The following is a 15,377-nucleotide window of genomic DNA, read 5'->3' as shown; positions in this document are numbered from 1 at the left end:
ATTCTTGTTTCCGAATAAGCGTTTCACGTTGTTCAAACGCCTAACCCTGATCCGTTAGTTATACCACTAACGCAACTTTGGCTAATCAGAAAAGGAATGTAAACATGAATTCAAGGAACCCAGATTGGCATCCGGCAGATATCATCGCGGCGTTACGCAAACAGGGCACCACGCTGGCGGCGGTGTCGCGCAAGGCCGGATTAAGCTCATCAACGCTGGCCAACGCGCTATCGCGTCCCTGGCCGAAGGGGGAATGGCTGATCGCCGAAGCAATCGGCATCCACCCATCGGAGATCTGGCCAAGCCGCTATTATGATCCGCACAGCGATTGCCTGCTGGATCGAAAAGCCCGCATCAAATCGTGAACGCGGGGCAAAAAAAAACCGCCGGAACAGCGTCCGGCGGCGTTTATCGGCTGACTATCGGCGACGATCAGTTATTGATGAACTTCTCGCCCAGTTCGATATCTTTGTGCAGCACGTCCAGCATCTCATTCAGCGCTTTCTGTTCGAAGGCGCTCAGCGTGCCGATATCCTTGCGTTCTTCAACGCCGTTTTTACCCAGCACCAGCGGCTGTGCGAAGAAGCGAGCGTATTTGCCGTCGCCTTCAACGTAAGCGCATTCCACAACGCCTTTCTCGCCCTGCAGTGCGCGCACCAGAGACAGACCGAAACGCGCGGCCGCCTGGCCCATGGACAACGTAGCAGACCCGCCACCGGCTTTGGCTTCCACCACTTCGGTGCCGGCGTTCTGAATGCGTTTGGTCAGATCCGCCACTTCCTGATCGGTGAAGCTCACGCCAGGGATCTGCGACAGCAGAGGCAGGATAGTCACGCCAGAGTGGCCGCCGATGACCGGCACGTTCAGCTCTTCCGGCTGCTTGCCTTTCAGCTCGGCCACGAAGGTGTTGGAACGGATGATATCCAGCGAAGTCACGCCGAACAGTTTGTTCTTGTCGTAAACGCCGGCTTTTTTCAACACTTCCGCCGCGATGGCGACCGTGGTGTTAACCGGGTTGGTGATGATGCCGATGCAGGCTTTCGGGCAGGTTTTCGCCACTTGCTCAATCAGGTTACGCACGATGCCGGCGTTAACGTTGAACAGGTCAGAGCGATCCATGCCTGGCTTACGGGCCACGCCGGCGGAAATCAGCACCACGTCCGCACCCTGCAGAGCCGGGGTCGCGTCTTCGCCGCTGAAGCCTTTGATTTTAACTGCGGTTGGGATGTGGCTTAAGTCGACGGCAACGCCTGGGGTAACGGGGGCAATGTCGTAGAGAGAGAGTTCAGAACCTGAAGGAAGCTGGGTTTTGAGTAGAAGGGCGAGGGCCTGGCCGATACCGCCAGCAGCACCGAGAACTGCAACTTTCATCCTATACTCCTTTATTGTCTTAAATATATAAAGCGCCGTGAATGTGTTGGTGACGGACCTTAAATTATTACACCTTTAAAAACAATAAATTAGCTAATTGTTGCCTGCAGGTGCAATAAAATGACCGCTGTCGCGCCCATTTTAGATTAAATCGCTTACGCATGAAGGGCATAGCGCACACTAATCAAAAATAGTGCGAGGTTATTCACGAGCAAGTTAACCGGCCGTTACATTACACCCTTACGCAACATCAGAACAACATCATTTTAATAACATTTTATTTACCAGCGCAGGCCGATTTTCCGACGTCAAAAGGGCATATTCATCACGGCCGGATTTTGTTAAAATGCCGCCCTTTCCTCGCCGCCCGGTCATGTTTATTTTCTTTGGGTCGGCCTTTGTTGCATAAAAATTCATCTATATGCATAATCATGACTTCCATTATCAACATTCCACGGTGCAAAATGCGTAATCCCGCAAAACAGGAAGATCTGATCAAGACGTTCAAAGCGTTATTGAAAGAAGAAAAATTCAGTTCTCAAGGCGAGATCGTTTTGGCGCTGCAAGAAGAAGGCTTCGAAAACATTAACCAATCCAAAGTATCGCGCATGCTGACCAAGTTCGGTGCGGTACGTACGCGCAATGCCAAAATGGAAATGGTGTATTGCCTTCCTGCCGAACTCGGCGTGCCGACCACCACCAGCCCGCTGAAGAACCTGGTGCTGGACGTCGACCATAACGACGCCGTCGTGGTGATCCACACCAGTCCGGGCGCCGCACAGCTGATCGCCCGCCTGCTTGACTCCTTGGGCAAATCCCAGGGCATCCTCGGCACTATCGCTGGCGACGACACGATTTTCGTCACGCCGTCCAGCGGCTTTACCGCTCAGAAGCTGCATGAAGCGATCCTGGGCGTGTTCGAGCAAGAGCTGTGAAACCTGGCGCTAACAAAGTGCGGCTACCGCCCGCATTTTGTTAGCGCTTCTTTAACCCTCGCGTTACCTTTCCGGCCTTCAACCGCGTTTAACACTGCTTTTTTATCCCGCAACAACACATTTCCATGACATATCCATGTAACCAGCAGTACTCACTGTGATCTTCCGCACTTTTGGTCAAAAGCACTTACCTTATTGAAATTACATAAATTTAACATCGAAAGATCGTTTTATGAGCGTTTTTTATTCCTTGTAGTTATAAAAAATAAGGTTCATCGGTTTAAAGTTTCACTAGCAACTGTTAGCGAACTATTAATTTTTCGCGTTACTAGCTGTATACTCATTTTCGTGAACTGAATCACAGTTCGTTGGAACTGATAAAAGAATACGATGAGGTGAGATGATGAAAATTAAAGCTACCGTTGCAACCCTGAGCGTTCTGTCCATGCTTTCCTTTGGTGCATTCGCAGCACAATCTGTTGACGCAACCCAGGCCGCAAAACTGCAGCCCGCCGGTGTGATCACCGTGAGCGGCGTCGCCGCTGCGCCTTCCGACATTCGTCAGGCGCTGTCCGATAAAGCCGACGCCAAAGGGGCGACCGCTTACCGCGTGATCGAAGCGCGCAACGACGGCAACTTCCACGCGACCGCTGAAATCTACAAATAAGTACCGGCATTACCCGGCAACGGGCAATACATCTCTGGAATCAAACGCTGTCATAACGGCCTTCAAGAATAAAAATCGCTGCCAAGCCCTTCCAGGCTGTTATGACCAAGGATCGCTATCATGAACATGAAAACTACTCTCGCTGCACTCGGTTTGCTGTCTGTCATCTCCTTTGGCGCGTCTGCCGCCCAGTTGGTGACTAACGATCAGACCGCCAATCTGCAATCTATCGGCACCATTACCGTCAGCGGTATCGACGGCGCACCGACCGACATTCGCCAGGCGCTGTCGGAGAAAGCCGATGCTAAAGGCGCGACCGCCTACCGCGTGATCGAAGCGCGTAACGAAGGCAACTACCACGCCACCGCCGAGATTTACAAATAACAACTCTGGGAACGGCTTTGCAGAGCTGATTACCCTCGTCACTGCCACTGCCGAGTTCTGACGCAAACGCCGATTTCCCAGAGACCCTCTCGTCGTCCTATCCGACGAACCCCGTTGCCCTCGCTCGCGAGGGCTTTTTTATGGGCGTAAAAAAGGCCGCGAATGCGGCCCTTAGGTTGGCTTATGCGGCTGAACAATCAGTAGGTCACCTTCGGTTCCTGCTTTTTCGCCAACGCGTCCAACAGGCGATCGTGAATGCCGCCGAAACCGCCGTTGCTCATCACCAGAATGTGGTCGCCCGGCTGTGCGGTTTTCACCACCATCTCCACCAACGTGTCGAGATCCGCGCTCCAGTGCGCCGGCTGCACGCAGGCATCCGCCACTTCCGCAACCTGCCACGGAATGTGATGCGGCTGGAACAGGAACACTTCATCGGCACGGCCGAGCGAAGGCGCCAGATCGTTTTTGCTGATGCCCATTTTCATGGTGTTGGATCGCGGCTCCAGCACCGCCAGAATGCGCGCCGTGCCGCCTACCTTGCCGCGCAGCGCGGCCAGAGTGGCCAGGATCGCCGTCGGGTGGTGCGCGAAATCGTCGTAGACCGTGACGCCGTTGGCTTCGCCACGCAGCTCCAGGCGGCGACGGGCGTTGATGAAGTCGCCCAAGGCGCGGCAGGCGTCCGCCGGCTGCACGCCGACGTGACGGGTCGCCGCGATGGCCATCAGGCCGTTATGCATGTTGTGCTCGCCCACCAGCGCCCAGTTCACTTCGCCGACCTGCTCGCCGTCGAGGAACACCGCGTAATGACTGGCGTCCGGCGTCAGCTTCTGCGCGCGCCAGGTGCCCTCTTCGCCCACCAGCTCTTGTTCGCTCCAGCAGCCCATCGCCATCACCTGCTTCAGGTGGCTGTCATTGTCCGGCAGGATGATCTTGCCTTTGCCCGGCACCAGGCGCACCAGGTGGTGGAATTGTTTCTGAATGGCTTTCAGATCGTCGAAGATATCGGCGTGGTCGAACTCCAGGTTGTTCATGATCAGCGTGCGCGGGCTGTAGTGCACGAACTTGGAGCGCTTGTCGAAGAACGCGCAGTCATACTCGTCGGCCTCGATCACGAAGAACGGGCTGCCGCCGAGGCGAGCCGAGACGTCGAAGTTGCCCGGCACGCCGCCGATGACGAAGCCCGGCTGGTAGCCGCAGGCTTCGAGGATCCAGGTCGCCATGCCGGCGGTGGTGGTTTTGCCGTGGGTGCCGGCGACCGCCAGTACCCAGCGATCGCGCAACACGGCGTCGTGCAGCCACTGCGGGCCGGAAACGTAAGGGATACCACGCTCCAGCACCGCCTCCACGCACGGGTTGCCGCGCGTCATGGCGTTGCCGATGATCACCAGATCCGGCGCCGGATCCAGCTGGGCCGGATCATAACCCTGAATAAGATCGATCCCCTGGTTCTCCAGCAGCGTGCTCATCGGCGGATAGACGTTGGCGTCCGAACCGGTGACGTCATGCCCCAGTGAGCGCGCCAGCATCGCCAGCCCGCCCATAAAGGTGCCACAGATCCCAAGAATGTGAATGCGCATAGGTTTCTCATGTGAGTGCATCGAATGTCGGCATATTCTAACGCTCAGAATCGTCCAGAAGAAATGGATTTGCCTATGAATGGCGCGCATCTTTGGGCTACACTGCTCGCGAAAACGTTGGCGGTTTGTTAACAGGCCGCTATCCATCCGTAGATTCAGGGATTGTGTCATGAAAACGTTAGGCGAATTTATCGTCGAGAAACAGCACGACTTCTCGCACGCCACCGGCGAGCTGACCGCGTTACTTTCTGCCATTAAACTGGGCGCCAAAATCATTCACCGCGACATCAACAAGGCCGGCCTGGTTGATATTCTGGGGACCAGCGGGGTGTCCAACGTACAGGGCGAAGTTCAGATGAAACTGGACCTGTACGCGAACGAAAAACTGAAAGCGGCGTTGAAAGCGCGTGGTGAAGTTGCGGGTATCGCTTCCGAAGAAGAAGATGAAATCGTGATATTCGACGGCGAGCGAGCTGAAAATGCCAAGTATGTCGTATTGATGGATCCGTTGGACGGTTCGTCCAACATTGATGTCAACGTCTCGGTCGGTACGATTTTCTCTATCTATCGTCGCATCACGCCGGTCGGCACGCCGGTGACCGAAGAAGACTTCCTGCAGCCGGGCAGCGCCCAGGTCGCAGCGGGTTACGTGGTTTACGGTTCGTCCACCATGCTGGTGTACACCACCGGTTACGGCGTCCACGCCTTCACGTACGATCCGTCTCTGGGCGTGTTCTGTCTCTCTCACGAGAAAGTACGTTTCCCGGCGAGCGGCAACATGTATTCCATCAACGAAGGCAACTACATCAAGTTCCCTCTCGGCGTGAAGAAATACATCAAGTACTGCCAGGAGCAGGATGAAGCGACGCAGCGCCCTTACACCTCGCGCTACATCGGTTCTCTGGTGGCGGACTTCCACCGCAACCTGCTGAAAGGCGGCATCTATATCTACCCAAGCACCGCCAGCCACCCGCAAGGCAAGCTGCGCCTGCTGTACGAATGCAACCCGATGGCGTTCCTGGCCGAACAGGCCGGCGGCAAGGCCAGCGACGGCAAAAACCGCATTCTGGACATCACGCCGGTGAAACTGCACCAGCGCGCGCCATTCTTCGTCGGCACCAAGTCGATGGTGGAAGACGCAGAACGCTTCATCGCCGAAAACCCGGACGAGTAACGCGTTCTTTGCCAGGGTTCGGCGCCTTGCCGAACCCTTATTACCTTACAGCTTGAACGCCGCCATGCTCTGCGCCAGCAGCTGAGCCTGATCTTCCAGCGAGCGCGTCGCCGCCGCAGACTCCTCCACCAGCGCCGCATTCTGTTGCGCCACCTGATCCATCTGCGCCACCGCCAGATTCACCTGTTCGATACCGCTGCTTTGTTCGCGCGTCGCCGCCGAGATCTCACGCATCAACGCCGTCACCCGGCCCACTTCACCGGTGATGCCGCTCATGGTCTGCGCCGCCGACTCCACCATCTGTTCGCCTTCCTGCACCCGGTTTTGCGACGCTTCGATCAGCCCTTTGATCTCTTTCGCCGACTGGGCGCTGCGCTGCGCCAGGTTGCGCACTTCACCGGCCACCACCGCGAAACCGCGGCCCTGTTCGCCGGCGCGCGCGGCTTCCACCGCCGCATTCAGCGCCAGGATGTTGGTCTGGAAGGCGATGCCGTCCATCACGCTGATGATATCGGCGATGCGGCGCGAACTGTCGGTGATCGCCTGCATCTTGCTCATCACCTGGCTGACCACCTCACTGCCCTGGTTGGCGATATCGGACACGCTCAGCGCCAGCTGGTTGGCCTGTTCACAGTTCTCAGCGTTCATTTTTACCGTCGAGGTCAGCTGTTCCATGCTGGCGGCGGTCTCTTCCAGCGACGCGGCCGATTCTTCGGTGCGCTGCGCCAAATGCAGGTTGCCGGCCGCCAGTTCGCGCGAGCCGGTGTCGATCTGGCTGCTGGCGTCGCGCACTTTGCTGACCGAACTGGCCAGCGCCTGCTGCATGCGCTGCATCGCCCGCACCAGGCGCCCCATCTCGGTATCGCCCTCGCCGCGGATCTCGTGGGTCAGATCGCCGCCGGCGATGTGTTCCAGCTGCGCGATGGACTCGTCCAGCGGACGCAGAATAATCACGCGCAGCGCGAACCAGGCCAGCAACGCCAACAGCACGCTGAGCAGGCCCGCCACCACGATCAGCGAGATCTTGGTGCTGGCGTTGCTTTCCGCCTCATACACCTGCTTCTCGCCGAGCTTCATGGCGAAGCTGCGGAAATCGGTGAGATCCTTTTCAAACGCGATGCTCAAGGCGGAAATGCGCGTCTCCTGGATATGGTAATACTCATCGATCTTGCCGGCCTTGATGGCGGCGGCCATCGGCTTCACGCCCTGCTCCAGATAGGCGCGATAGCTGTTTTGCAGGCGGCTGGAGAGTTCGCGGCCGCGCTCGGTCACGGTGCCGACGCCGACAAAGCGCGCCATTTCCTTGTTCGACTGCTCGAGGTAGCCGTAGATGCGGCCCACGGTGGCGTCGGAGACATCAGTCTGGCCGATCTCCCGTTGGCGCACCGCCAGCGAGGCGGCGGTTCGGGCGCGCAGCGTCAGGTTGGAGCTGTTGGCCAGCGAGCCCAGCTCTTCGCCGAGGATCTGGTTTAAGGTATGGATCGAGCGCGATCCTTCGTTAATCGCGTTGACGCCAATAACGCTGACCATGATCAGCAGCATGGTCATCAGGCTCAGCAGGGCGATCAGCCCAGCCTTCACCGTAATCTTTTTTAGCATGAGTTCTTCCCGGCTTCAGAATAGTGAGATCAGACGTAGTAGGGGTGGCAAAACGCGGAGCCAGCTTTGCTGGCTCATTATTGTTTGTTGAAGTTATCGGCAGGCGGAGGCAAAACTTCATGCCGCGGCGGGATTAATCTGGAAATTATCCCTGCGTCGGCGCGCGGGGTTTTCGACGATGAAAAGGGCAGGAAATCGCAAAAGAGTCCGCTATAATAGCCGCCACTCCATTTCTGGTTTGATGATTAAAGGAAACCGACATGAGCTTGAATCTGGTCCCTGCTGGCAAAGACCTGCCGGAAGACATCTACGTAGTAATCGAAATCCCGGCCAACGCCGATCCAATCAAATACGAAATCGACAAAGAAACCGGCGCGCTGTTCGTTGACCGTTTCATGTCCACCGCGATGTTCTACCCGTGCAACTACGGCTACATCAACCACACCCTGTCTCTGGACGGTGACCCGGTTGACGTGCTGGTTCCAACCCCATACCCGCTGCAGCCGGGCTCCGTGATCCGCTGCCGTCCTGTTGGCGTGCTGAAAATGACCGACGAAGCCGGTGAAGACGCCAAGCTGGTTGCGGTGCCGCACAGCAAGCTGACCAAAGAGTACGATCACGTGAAAGACGTGAACGACCTGCCGGAACTGCTGAAAGCCCAGATCGCTCACTTCTTCGAGCACTACAAAGATCTGGAAAAAGGCAAATGGGTGAAAGTGGAAGGCTGGGCAGACGCTGCCGCGGCTAAAGCGGAAATCATCGCCTCCTTCGAACGCGCTGCCAAGAAGTAATTCCAGCCGCCGTCCGATGAAAAAACACCGCTCATTGAGCGGTGTTTTTTTCTTACTGTTCTTCGAGACGCTTCAGCCAGTCACCGCTGGTAATTCGCGGGTAACCGTCCACGCTGTGTTTGTACAGGTAGATCCACGCACTCCCATAAGGCGTCTGAATCAGCTCGCGCTTATAGTCCTTGGTGTTGCTTTTCAGTTCGTCCAGCTCTGCCAGAATCGATGAGTTAATACGATACACCTCGCAATGTATCGTGCCCTCTCCAGGGATCGCCGCCGGGTAATGGCCCAGATTGTAAATCTGATAGCCTTCGAGCTCGTGCTCGCCGAGCCATTGGGCGTTGGTCATCCAATGGCTGTTTCCCTGTTTGCGTCGTAAACTGCCGTAGACAATTATTCGCATCGCTAAAACTCAAACTGATAGAGCAAATCTAATGCCTGGTCGAGACCAGACACCGCTTCAAGATACAACTTAGGCATCAGGCGATAACGCAACGTCAGCGTGGCCAGCGAGTCGAAAATGCCCACCCCATATTTTACTTGTAAGCCTGGGAGGACATAGCCGCTCACGACAACCTGGGAATTGTCGCCAACCCCTTGAGTGTCCAGAGCCAAATTACTCACGCCGAATGCCTCGCCGATTTTACCCACAAGTTGACCACTTTGTGCAACCCCCATGCCGATTAACATCGACGTCATGGCGTTGCCGTCGGCGCCTGAGCTGTTCAAGCCCTGGCCGCGCAGCAGATAAGACAAGGCTTCCTGTTGCGATTTGGCCGGATCGGAGAACACTTCCAGCTTCGGCGCATCCGCCAGGCCGGTCACGCGCACGCCGGCGGTCACGTCGTCCTCGGTGGATTCCGGGTTGCGGATCGCTTCGATATTGAGCAGCGGCTGATCCGGCGGGCCGGAGAACATCAGCTGCCCTTTACGCACGATCAAATCCTGACCATAAGCATGGAAGCGACCAGAAGGGATGTCAATCTGGCCGTTGAGGCCCAGCCCTTTCTTGTCCTGCACCACTTTCAAATCACCCTTCAAGCGGGCTTTGAGGCCGAAGGCGTCCAGCCGCACGTCATTGCCGACGTGGATCATCAGGTTGCTGTTGATCGGAATCGAGGCGGTCTTCGGTTGAATCGGCTTCAGCTGGTCGTCCAGCATCACTTCGTCGGAAGAGACGCCCACCGCGCTTTCCGGCAGCTCCTGCACCGTGATGCGCGCCCAAGGGATGTCGACCTTGCCGTTGAGCGAGAACAGCTGCGGCGTGGCTTCGAACACCAGATCCGGCGACACGTCGATGCGGATCATCGGCGGCACCGTCACCCGCAGCTTGTCGCCCTTGGCGGCAATGCGCGCACGCCAGGCGTTGATGTCACGCCAGTCGGCATCGCCCGCCAGATTCAGCTGGCCGCGCGTGGTGCTGAGCAGCCCTTCCAGCGTCGATGTCATGCCATTGAAATTCACCGCCAGCCGCGCGTCGGTCATATCGAACGGCATCCAGTGGCCCTGCACCTTCGCCCGATCCAACGCCAGACGCCCGAACACCAGCGGCTTCTGCGCGCTGCCGCCCAGACGCAGGTTGGCGTTCAGCATGCCTGCAGCGCTTTCGCCCTTCATCAGCGCCGGGTTAATCAGCGCCAACGAAATGTTGGTGATATTGACGTTGCCGCTGATGGTGCGCCGCACCTGCGGATCCGCCACCTGGATATTGCCGTCGAACTGGCCGTTGTTGGTCAGTTTGATCCGCCAGTCGGCCTGCGCGCGGCCGTTGTTCAGACCGGCGTTGAGGGTCAGCGTATCGAAGGCGATCGGCAGCGCGTTGCCCTGCACCTGCTGCACCACCTTGACGCCGTTGCCGGCCAACGTGACCTTCGCCTCCGGCAGCGCGCCGCCCGGTTTCCAGCTGACGTCGGCCCGGCCGGTGAACACGCCGCTCAGGGCGGTCTCCGGGCCGAGGAACGGCTTGATCATCGCCAGATCGAACCGGTTGAGCACCACGCTGGCCTGGCCGCTCTGGCCGGCTTCGATGGTCTTCGGCACGCACAGCTCGGCATTCGGGTTCTGCCAACAGTGCGGCCCGATGCTGATTTTCTGCGCGGTGTTCAGGTAGTCCAGCGCGATGGCGCGCGTCAGGCGCCACTCCCCCACCGGCGTATCGAAGCGGGTATTGTTCAGATTGCCGCGCCAGCGCTGCTGCTGACGATCGAAGCTGCCCTGCAGCGCCAGCTGGCCGGAGACCGGCTTACCGTCGATCTTCAACTGCAGCTGATGCTGCTTCTCGCTGCCTTTGGCGTCCAGGGTCAGCAGGCTGACTTCCAGCGCGTCCTGCTTCAGCTGCTCGACGCGAACCGCCAACTGCCCCTGGATCTGATCCGTGGAGCGCACGTCACCGTCGATCTTCACCCGGTTGATGCGCAGCGCCTGCCACTGCAAACCGGAGGCGGTCAAATCCGCCAGCAGCTGAGGTGCCTGCAGATTGCCGCGCAGCTTCAGCAGCCCTTTGGCGGTGCCGCCCAGGCCCGGCAGCGCGCCGTCCAGACGCGGCGCGTCGATGTTGGCGTCCAGGTTCCAGCTCTTCTCGTCCAGCTGTCCTTTGACGTTCAGCTGGTTGCGCCCCAGCGTCAGATCGATGCCGGGGATTTTCCACTGCCCGGCGGCGTTGCCGCTCAGCGTGCCGCGCGCCGTGACCTTGTTCTGCTTCACGTTGCCGTCCAGCTGCAGCACCGGCACCTGCAACTGCCAGCTGCCGCCGTGCAGGCTGCCGCGCGTGGTGATCTTGCCGTCGAGTTTCGCCGGCCATTCCGGCCACTGCTTGGCGGTATTGATGCCGCTCAGCGTCAATTGCGAGTTCCAGCTGATGGCCTTGCTCCAGTCCACCAGCGCGGTGAGATCGGTATTACCCTGCAGCGCCGCCAGCCGCAGGCGCTCCAGCTTGAACTGCTCGACGTTGCCTTTGCCGTCCAGCGTCAGCACCGCCGGCGGCAGATCCTGACCTTTCAGATTGGCGCGCGTCGACAACGCATAGTCGGTCGCCTTGCCGTTAAAGCGCAGGCGGAAATCGTTAACCTGGTACTGCGCCTCGCCGCTCAGCGGCCATTTCAGCTGTTTGCTCTGCAGCGTCAGCGCCAGCGGCAGGCCGGCTTCGGCCAGCCGGGTTTGCACATCAAGCTGGGCGCCGACCGGGCCGGACAGGTTCAGCGCGACCTTCAGCTCATCACGCAACCCGCCGCCGATGTTCAGCTTCACCTTTTCGCCCTTCAACGGGTCGATGTTCAACGCGCTGTTGGCGGTCAGGGCCACCGGCCAATCGCCGGTCAGGGTCGCCTGCCCCTGCACCGACAGCGTACCCTGCGGCGACTTCACGTCAAAGTTGTCCAGTTGGATATGCTGATCCTGCGTGCTGGCCTGCAGCAACAGACTCGTGATCAGCACGTCGGTATCGCCGGTCAAGCGCAGCTGTTCACCGCTGATCTCTTTCACGGTGATATCCAGCGGCAGGCGGATGTCCGGCAGATCCGGCAACAGCGGTTTGGCGAACAGTTCCTTCAGCGTTTCGCCAAGCGGCTTCTCTTCCGGCTGCGGCGCCGGTTTCGCCGCGTCGGTAACCTGCTCACCGACCTTTTTCGCCACCTCGACCGCCGGTTGCACCGCTTCCGGCAACGGATTTTGCGGCGTTTTCGGCAAGGCGATCAGCAACGAGCCGATCTTGGTCGGCATCAGCGTCAGCGCGCGCTCTTGCCACTGTGCGCCGGTGCGGAACTCGGCCAGAGAAATGGCGGTGTCGTCGACGGTGACCTTGACGTTGTTCAGCGCCAGCAGGCGCAGGGTGATCGGATAAGGCGTACTGAGATTGGTGGTCGGCTCACTGCTCTCCTCTACCGGCGCGGAGGGCGCCATCTCTTTGGTGTTCACCGCCACGTCCACGTCCTGAGCGGTCAAGGCGTTGACGCACAGCGAGCTGCGTTTAAAGCAGGAGAGATCGAGGGACAGATGGAATTGCCCGGCGTTGACCGTCACGCCCGGCATCTGATACTTCACGCCCTTCAGCGTCAGATCGCGCCAGCCGCCGCTGACGCCGGCGATCTCCAGCCCCGGCACCCAGCGCGCCGCGCCGTTGATGACGATATGCAAACCGGTGGTGGTCCCCACCAGAAAGGCCAGTCCGCCGATCAGCAGCAGCAGAACGACCAGAAATCCGAGACAAATCTTTTTAACCAGGCTCATAGTTCAGGCCCCAAACCGATGTAGAACTGCATCCCGTGAGTGTCCTTGTCTCCCACGGGCGCGGCGATATCCAGCTTCACCGGCCCCACCGGCGACTGCCAGCGCACGCCTACGCCGGCGCCGGTCTTGAAGTTGCTCTGCTTGATATCGTTCACCGCTTCACCGGAATCGACGAACATCGCCCCCCACCATTTGCCGGTCACGTTGTATTGATACTCCAGCGAGCCGGTCAGCATCTTGGAGGCGCCGGTCAGCTTGCCGTCGTCGCCGCGCGGAGAAATGTCTTTGTACTTGTAGCCGCGAATGCTGCGGTCACCGCCGGCGAAGAAGCGCAAATCCGGCGGCACCTTGTCGAAGTCGTTGGTTTCTATCCATCCCACCTGCCCGCGCGCCACGAAACGATGCTTGTCGGCGAGCGTGCGGATCCAGACGTTCTGCGCCTGCATCAGCGCGAAGTCCACGCCCGAGCCCCAGGTGGTGTCGGATACGTCGATGGAGTAGCGCTGGCTGTCGCCCCAGGTCGGCATCAGGCCGCCGCGCGAGCGGGTGCGGTTGAAGCTGACGCCGGGGTACAGCAGCATGGTGGTGTTGCTGACGTTGCCCTGGGTAAAGTTATCCCAGCGCCAGGTCAGGTTGATCGCCCGCTGCCAGCCGCTGGAGAGATCCCAGTTGCGCGAGGCCACCACTTTGGAGGTCACGGATTTGGTGTCGTTAAGGTCGACATTCTTGAGCCCGCCCTGCAGCAGGTAATACTGCTCCAGCGGATTCTTCAGCAGCGGGATCTTATAGGTCAGATCCAGCTGCTGCTCCGGCGCCGACACGCTGGCGCTGGTTTCCAGGCTGTGGCCGCGATCGTTGAGCCAGGGCTTTTTCCAGGTGCCTTTCACCCGCGGGCCGACGTCGGTGGAGTAACCGATACCGGTTTCGATGGTATTGCGCGTACGCGGCGTTACCAGCGCGTCCAACGGCAAAATCTTGTTCTCTTTGGCATCGTTGAAATCAGGGGACACCACCACCGAGTTGAACCAGTTGGTGGCGGACAAACGGCGGTTCAGCTCGGCCAAATCCTCCGAACTGTAGTAATCCCCCTGATGAAAGGGCACCAGATTTTGCAGATAGTCTTCGCGGATTTGCGAACCGGTGAATTTCACCTTGCCGAAGCGGTAACGTTCGCCGCTGTTGAAATCGATATCCCAAAACGCCTTGTGCAGATCTTCTGCCACGCCAAGTTGGCTTTTGGTCATGTCGGCGTCGAAGTAGCCTTTGCGCAGCGCCAGGCCGGTCAGCGAGCCTTTGAAACTGTCATACTTGCCGTGGTTGAGGATCTCGCCGATGGTCGGCCGATCCTTCTTTACCAGCGCCAGATAGTCCTCATCGGTCTTCGCGCCGCCTTCCAGCACGATGTTGGCGCCGGCGATGCGCACCGGTTCGCCCGGATTGACCTTGGCATGCAGCACCGGACGCGACATCCCCGGCCGATCGTCCAGCGTAAACTCGATGGTCGGCTGGTAATAGCCGAGCGCGCGCAGCCCCTGGCGCACCGCCTCATCCACCCGTGCGCGGAAACGACCGTCGGTGCCGACCTCTTCAGGCGTGATCGACGACAGCCGCACCCGGACGTTTTTTTCCAACTCTCCGCTTAACCCCTCCACCTGCAGCCGCACGTTGGCCGCATAGGCTGCAGGTGCCGCAAGCAACACAGATATCAAGCACATGACCGGGTACTTTGGCACGTGTTCTCCTTATTGATTTTACTTTCCTGTTATGGTGTTCGCTCCGGGGCCAGGGCAGACTCCGCGCTATCATGACGGCAGCCCTCTTCAACCTTCTTCCGGACGCCGCCCGCCGCGCTTTGCCGCCGCGCAACAGGCGAATTCTTCACTTTTGGCGCTCAAAATACTGCGTTAAGCTTATACAAAATCCCACTTGCCGCTTATTGTGGGCAAAGACGCGGTGAGATACAACCGAACCGCCGCCATGTAGGGTCAATTCTTACTGTGACAACAGGAGTCAACCGTGGTGCCATTTTTTGATAAATCACAAACCGTCGATAAGGCAAGCGCGCTGCCTGGCCGCACCACGCCAATGCCTGTCGCAACGCTCAACGTCGTCACCGAACACTCGATGACTCAGGTGCCGGCCGGCATGGAAGTGGCGATCTTCGCCATGGGCTGTTTCTGGGGCGTTGAGCGTCTGTTCTGGCAACAGCCGGGCGTCTACAGCACCGCCGCCGGCTACAGCGGCGGCTACACGCCGAACCCGACCTACCGCGAAGTGTGCAGCGGCCAGACCGGCCACGCCGAAGTGGTGCGCGTGGTGTTCGATCCGCAGGTCGTCAGCTACAAGCAGCTGCTGCAGGTGTTCTGGGAAAATCACGATCCGGCGCAGGGCATGCGCCAGGGCGGCGACGTCGGCACGCAGTACCGCTCGGCGATTTACACGCTGAGCCCAGAGCAGCAGGCCGAGGCGGAAAGCAGCCTGCAACGCTTCCAGCAGGCGATGGCGGCGGCGGGCGACAAGCGCGTCATCACCACCGAGATCGCGCCGGCACTGCCGTTCTATTATGCGGAAGACGATCACCAGCAGTACCTGTTCAAAAACCCGGAAGGTTACTGCGGGCTGGGCGGCATCGGCGTTTGCCTGCCGCCGCAGGGCTGA

Annotated in this window: 13 protein-coding genes; 7 read left to right on the top strand and 6 right to left on the bottom strand. The window is 59.0% G+C overall.

All coding sequences use genetic code 11. From position 1 onward, the window contains the following. The first annotated feature begins 104 nt into the window (after positions 1-104). Positions 105-365: a helix-turn-helix domain-containing protein gene (locus tag ACMGG9_RS00585; RefSeq protein ID WP_004933567.1), complete on the top strand. Its 261-nt coding sequence runs from the start codon at positions 105-107 to the stop codon at positions 363-365. A gap of 67 nt (positions 366-432) precedes the next feature. On the opposite strand, the gene mdh is transcribed toward ACMGG9_RS00585, so the two are convergent. Further along, entirely contained in the window at positions 433-1,371 is a 939-nt protein-coding gene (mdh, locus tag ACMGG9_RS00580; RefSeq protein WP_033636811.1) for a malate dehydrogenase, read from the bottom strand. Positions 1,372-1,835: 464 nt separating this feature from the next. On the opposite strand from mdh, the gene argR reads away from it, so the two are divergent. The 3 genes from argR (at position 1,836) to yhcN (ACMGG9_RS00565) (ending at position 3,357) form a co-directional block, all read left to right on the top strand. Then, positions 1,836-2,306 (top strand): transcriptional regulator ArgR, encoded by a 471-nt coding sequence (argR, locus tag ACMGG9_RS00575; RefSeq protein ID WP_016929335.1) that lies wholly within the window; start codon positions 1,836-1,838, stop codon positions 2,304-2,306. Between the two features lie 403 nt (positions 2,307-2,709). Continuing rightward, on the top strand, positions 2,710-2,973 hold the full coding sequence (yhcN, locus tag ACMGG9_RS00570) for a peroxide/acid stress response protein YhcN (RefSeq protein ID WP_004933574.1): 264 nt from the start codon (positions 2,710-2,712) through the stop codon (positions 2,971-2,973). A 120-nt stretch (positions 2,974-3,093) separates the two neighbouring features. Next, positions 3,094-3,357 (top strand): peroxide/acid stress response protein YhcN, encoded by a 264-nt coding sequence (yhcN, locus tag ACMGG9_RS00565; RefSeq protein ID WP_025305042.1) that lies wholly within the window; start codon positions 3,094-3,096, stop codon positions 3,355-3,357. 197 nt (positions 3,358-3,554) lie between these two features. Here the strand turns inward: yhcN (ACMGG9_RS00565) and mpl are convergent, their stop codons facing one another. Further along, positions 3,555-4,934: a UDP-N-acetylmuramate:L-alanyl-gamma-D-glutamyl-meso-diaminopimelate ligase gene (gene mpl / locus ACMGG9_RS00560; RefSeq protein WP_033651482.1), complete on the bottom strand. Its 1,380-nt coding sequence runs from the start codon at positions 4,932-4,934 to the stop codon at positions 3,555-3,557. Positions 4,935-5,103: 169 nt separating this feature from the next. On the opposite strand from mpl, the gene fbp reads away from it, so the two are divergent. Next, positions 5,104-6,108: a class 1 fructose-bisphosphatase gene (gene fbp, locus ACMGG9_RS00555; RefSeq protein WP_004933587.1), complete on the top strand. Its 1,005-nt coding sequence runs from the start codon at positions 5,104-5,106 to the stop codon at positions 6,106-6,108. A gap of 45 nt (positions 6,109-6,153) precedes the next feature. Here the strand turns inward: fbp and ACMGG9_RS00550 are convergent, their stop codons facing one another. Next, positions 6,154-7,707, bottom strand: a complete 1,554-nt coding sequence (locus tag ACMGG9_RS00550; RefSeq protein ID WP_033651483.1) for a methyl-accepting chemotaxis protein — start codon at positions 7,705-7,707, stop codon at positions 6,154-6,156. 260 nt (positions 7,708-7,967) lie between these two features. Between ACMGG9_RS00550 and ppa the strand changes: the two genes are divergently transcribed. Further along, positions 7,968-8,498: an inorganic diphosphatase gene (gene ppa, locus ACMGG9_RS00545; protein WP_004933594.1), complete on the top strand. Its 531-nt coding sequence runs from the start codon at positions 7,968-7,970 to the stop codon at positions 8,496-8,498. Positions 8,499-8,550: 52 nt separating this feature from the next. Here the strand turns inward: ppa and ACMGG9_RS00540 are convergent, their stop codons facing one another. Genes ACMGG9_RS00540 through tamA form a run of 3 tightly spaced genes read right to left on the bottom strand, consistent with a single transcriptional unit; the run spans position 8,551 to position 14,434 of the window. Then, positions 8,551-8,898, bottom strand: a complete 348-nt coding sequence (locus ACMGG9_RS00540) for a gamma-glutamylcyclotransferase (RefSeq protein WP_025159589.1) — start codon at positions 8,896-8,898, stop codon at positions 8,551-8,553. 2 nt (positions 8,899-8,900) lie between these two features. Next, positions 8,901-12,719 (bottom strand): autotransporter assembly complex protein TamB, encoded by a 3,819-nt coding sequence (gene tamB / locus ACMGG9_RS00535; protein WP_047572983.1) that lies wholly within the window; start codon positions 12,717-12,719, stop codon positions 8,901-8,903. Continuing rightward, positions 12,716-14,434, bottom strand: a complete 1,719-nt coding sequence (gene tamA, locus ACMGG9_RS00530) for an autotransporter assembly complex protein TamA (RefSeq protein ID WP_169539905.1) — start codon at positions 14,432-14,434, stop codon at positions 12,716-12,718. Before tamA ends, tamB begins: the two co-directional genes overlap by 4 nt. Positions 14,435-14,738: 304 nt before the next feature. On the opposite strand from tamA, the gene msrA reads away from it, so the two are divergent. Beyond that, on the top strand, positions 14,739-15,377 hold the full coding sequence (gene msrA, locus ACMGG9_RS00525; protein ID WP_089195519.1) for a peptide-methionine (S)-S-oxide reductase MsrA: 639 nt from the start codon (positions 14,739-14,741) through the stop codon (positions 15,375-15,377).

The organism is Serratia sp. BNK-10 (genome assembly GCF_047456065.1).
Taxonomy (GTDB): Bacteria; Pseudomonadota; Gammaproteobacteria; order Enterobacterales; family Enterobacteriaceae; genus Serratia; species Serratia ureilytica.
This window is presented reverse-complemented; position numbering and strand designations above follow the sequence as displayed.

Excerpts from the sequence above, each read along its gene's own strand:
- ACMGG9_RS00585 (WP_004933567.1), top strand. The coding sequence starts at position 105 with ATGAATTCAAGGAACCCAGATTGGCATCCGGCAGATATCATCGCGGCG.
- mdh (WP_033636811.1), bottom strand. The coding sequence starts at position 1,371 with ATGAAAGTTGCAGTTCTCGGTGCTGCTGGCGGTATCGGCCAGGCCCTC.
- argR (WP_016929335.1), top strand. The coding sequence starts at position 1,836 with ATGCGTAATCCCGCAAAACAGGAAGATCTGATCAAGACGTTCAAAGCG.
- yhcN (WP_004933574.1), top strand. The coding sequence starts at position 2,710 with ATGAAAATTAAAGCTACCGTTGCAACCCTGAGCGTTCTGTCCATGCTT.
- yhcN (WP_025305042.1), top strand. The coding sequence starts at position 3,094 with ATGAACATGAAAACTACTCTCGCTGCACTCGGTTTGCTGTCTGTCATC.
- mpl (WP_033651482.1), bottom strand. The coding sequence starts at position 4,934 with ATGCGCATTCACATTCTTGGGATCTGTGGCACCTTTATGGGCGGGCTG.
- fbp (WP_004933587.1), top strand. The coding sequence starts at position 5,104 with ATGAAAACGTTAGGCGAATTTATCGTCGAGAAACAGCACGACTTCTCG.
- ACMGG9_RS00550 (WP_033651483.1), bottom strand. The coding sequence starts at position 7,707 with ATGCTAAAAAAGATTACGGTGAAGGCTGGGCTGATCGCCCTGCTGAGC.
- ppa (WP_004933594.1), top strand. The coding sequence starts at position 7,968 with ATGAGCTTGAATCTGGTCCCTGCTGGCAAAGACCTGCCGGAAGACATC.
- ACMGG9_RS00540 (WP_025159589.1), bottom strand. The coding sequence starts at position 8,898 with ATGCGAATAATTGTCTACGGCAGTTTACGACGCAAACAGGGAAACAGC.
- tamB (WP_047572983.1), bottom strand. The coding sequence starts at position 12,719 with ATGAGCCTGGTTAAAAAGATTTGTCTCGGATTTCTGGTCGTTCTGCTG.
- tamA (WP_169539905.1), bottom strand. The coding sequence starts at position 14,434 with ATGTGCTTGATATCTGTGTTGCTTGCGGCACCTGCAGCCTATGCGGCC.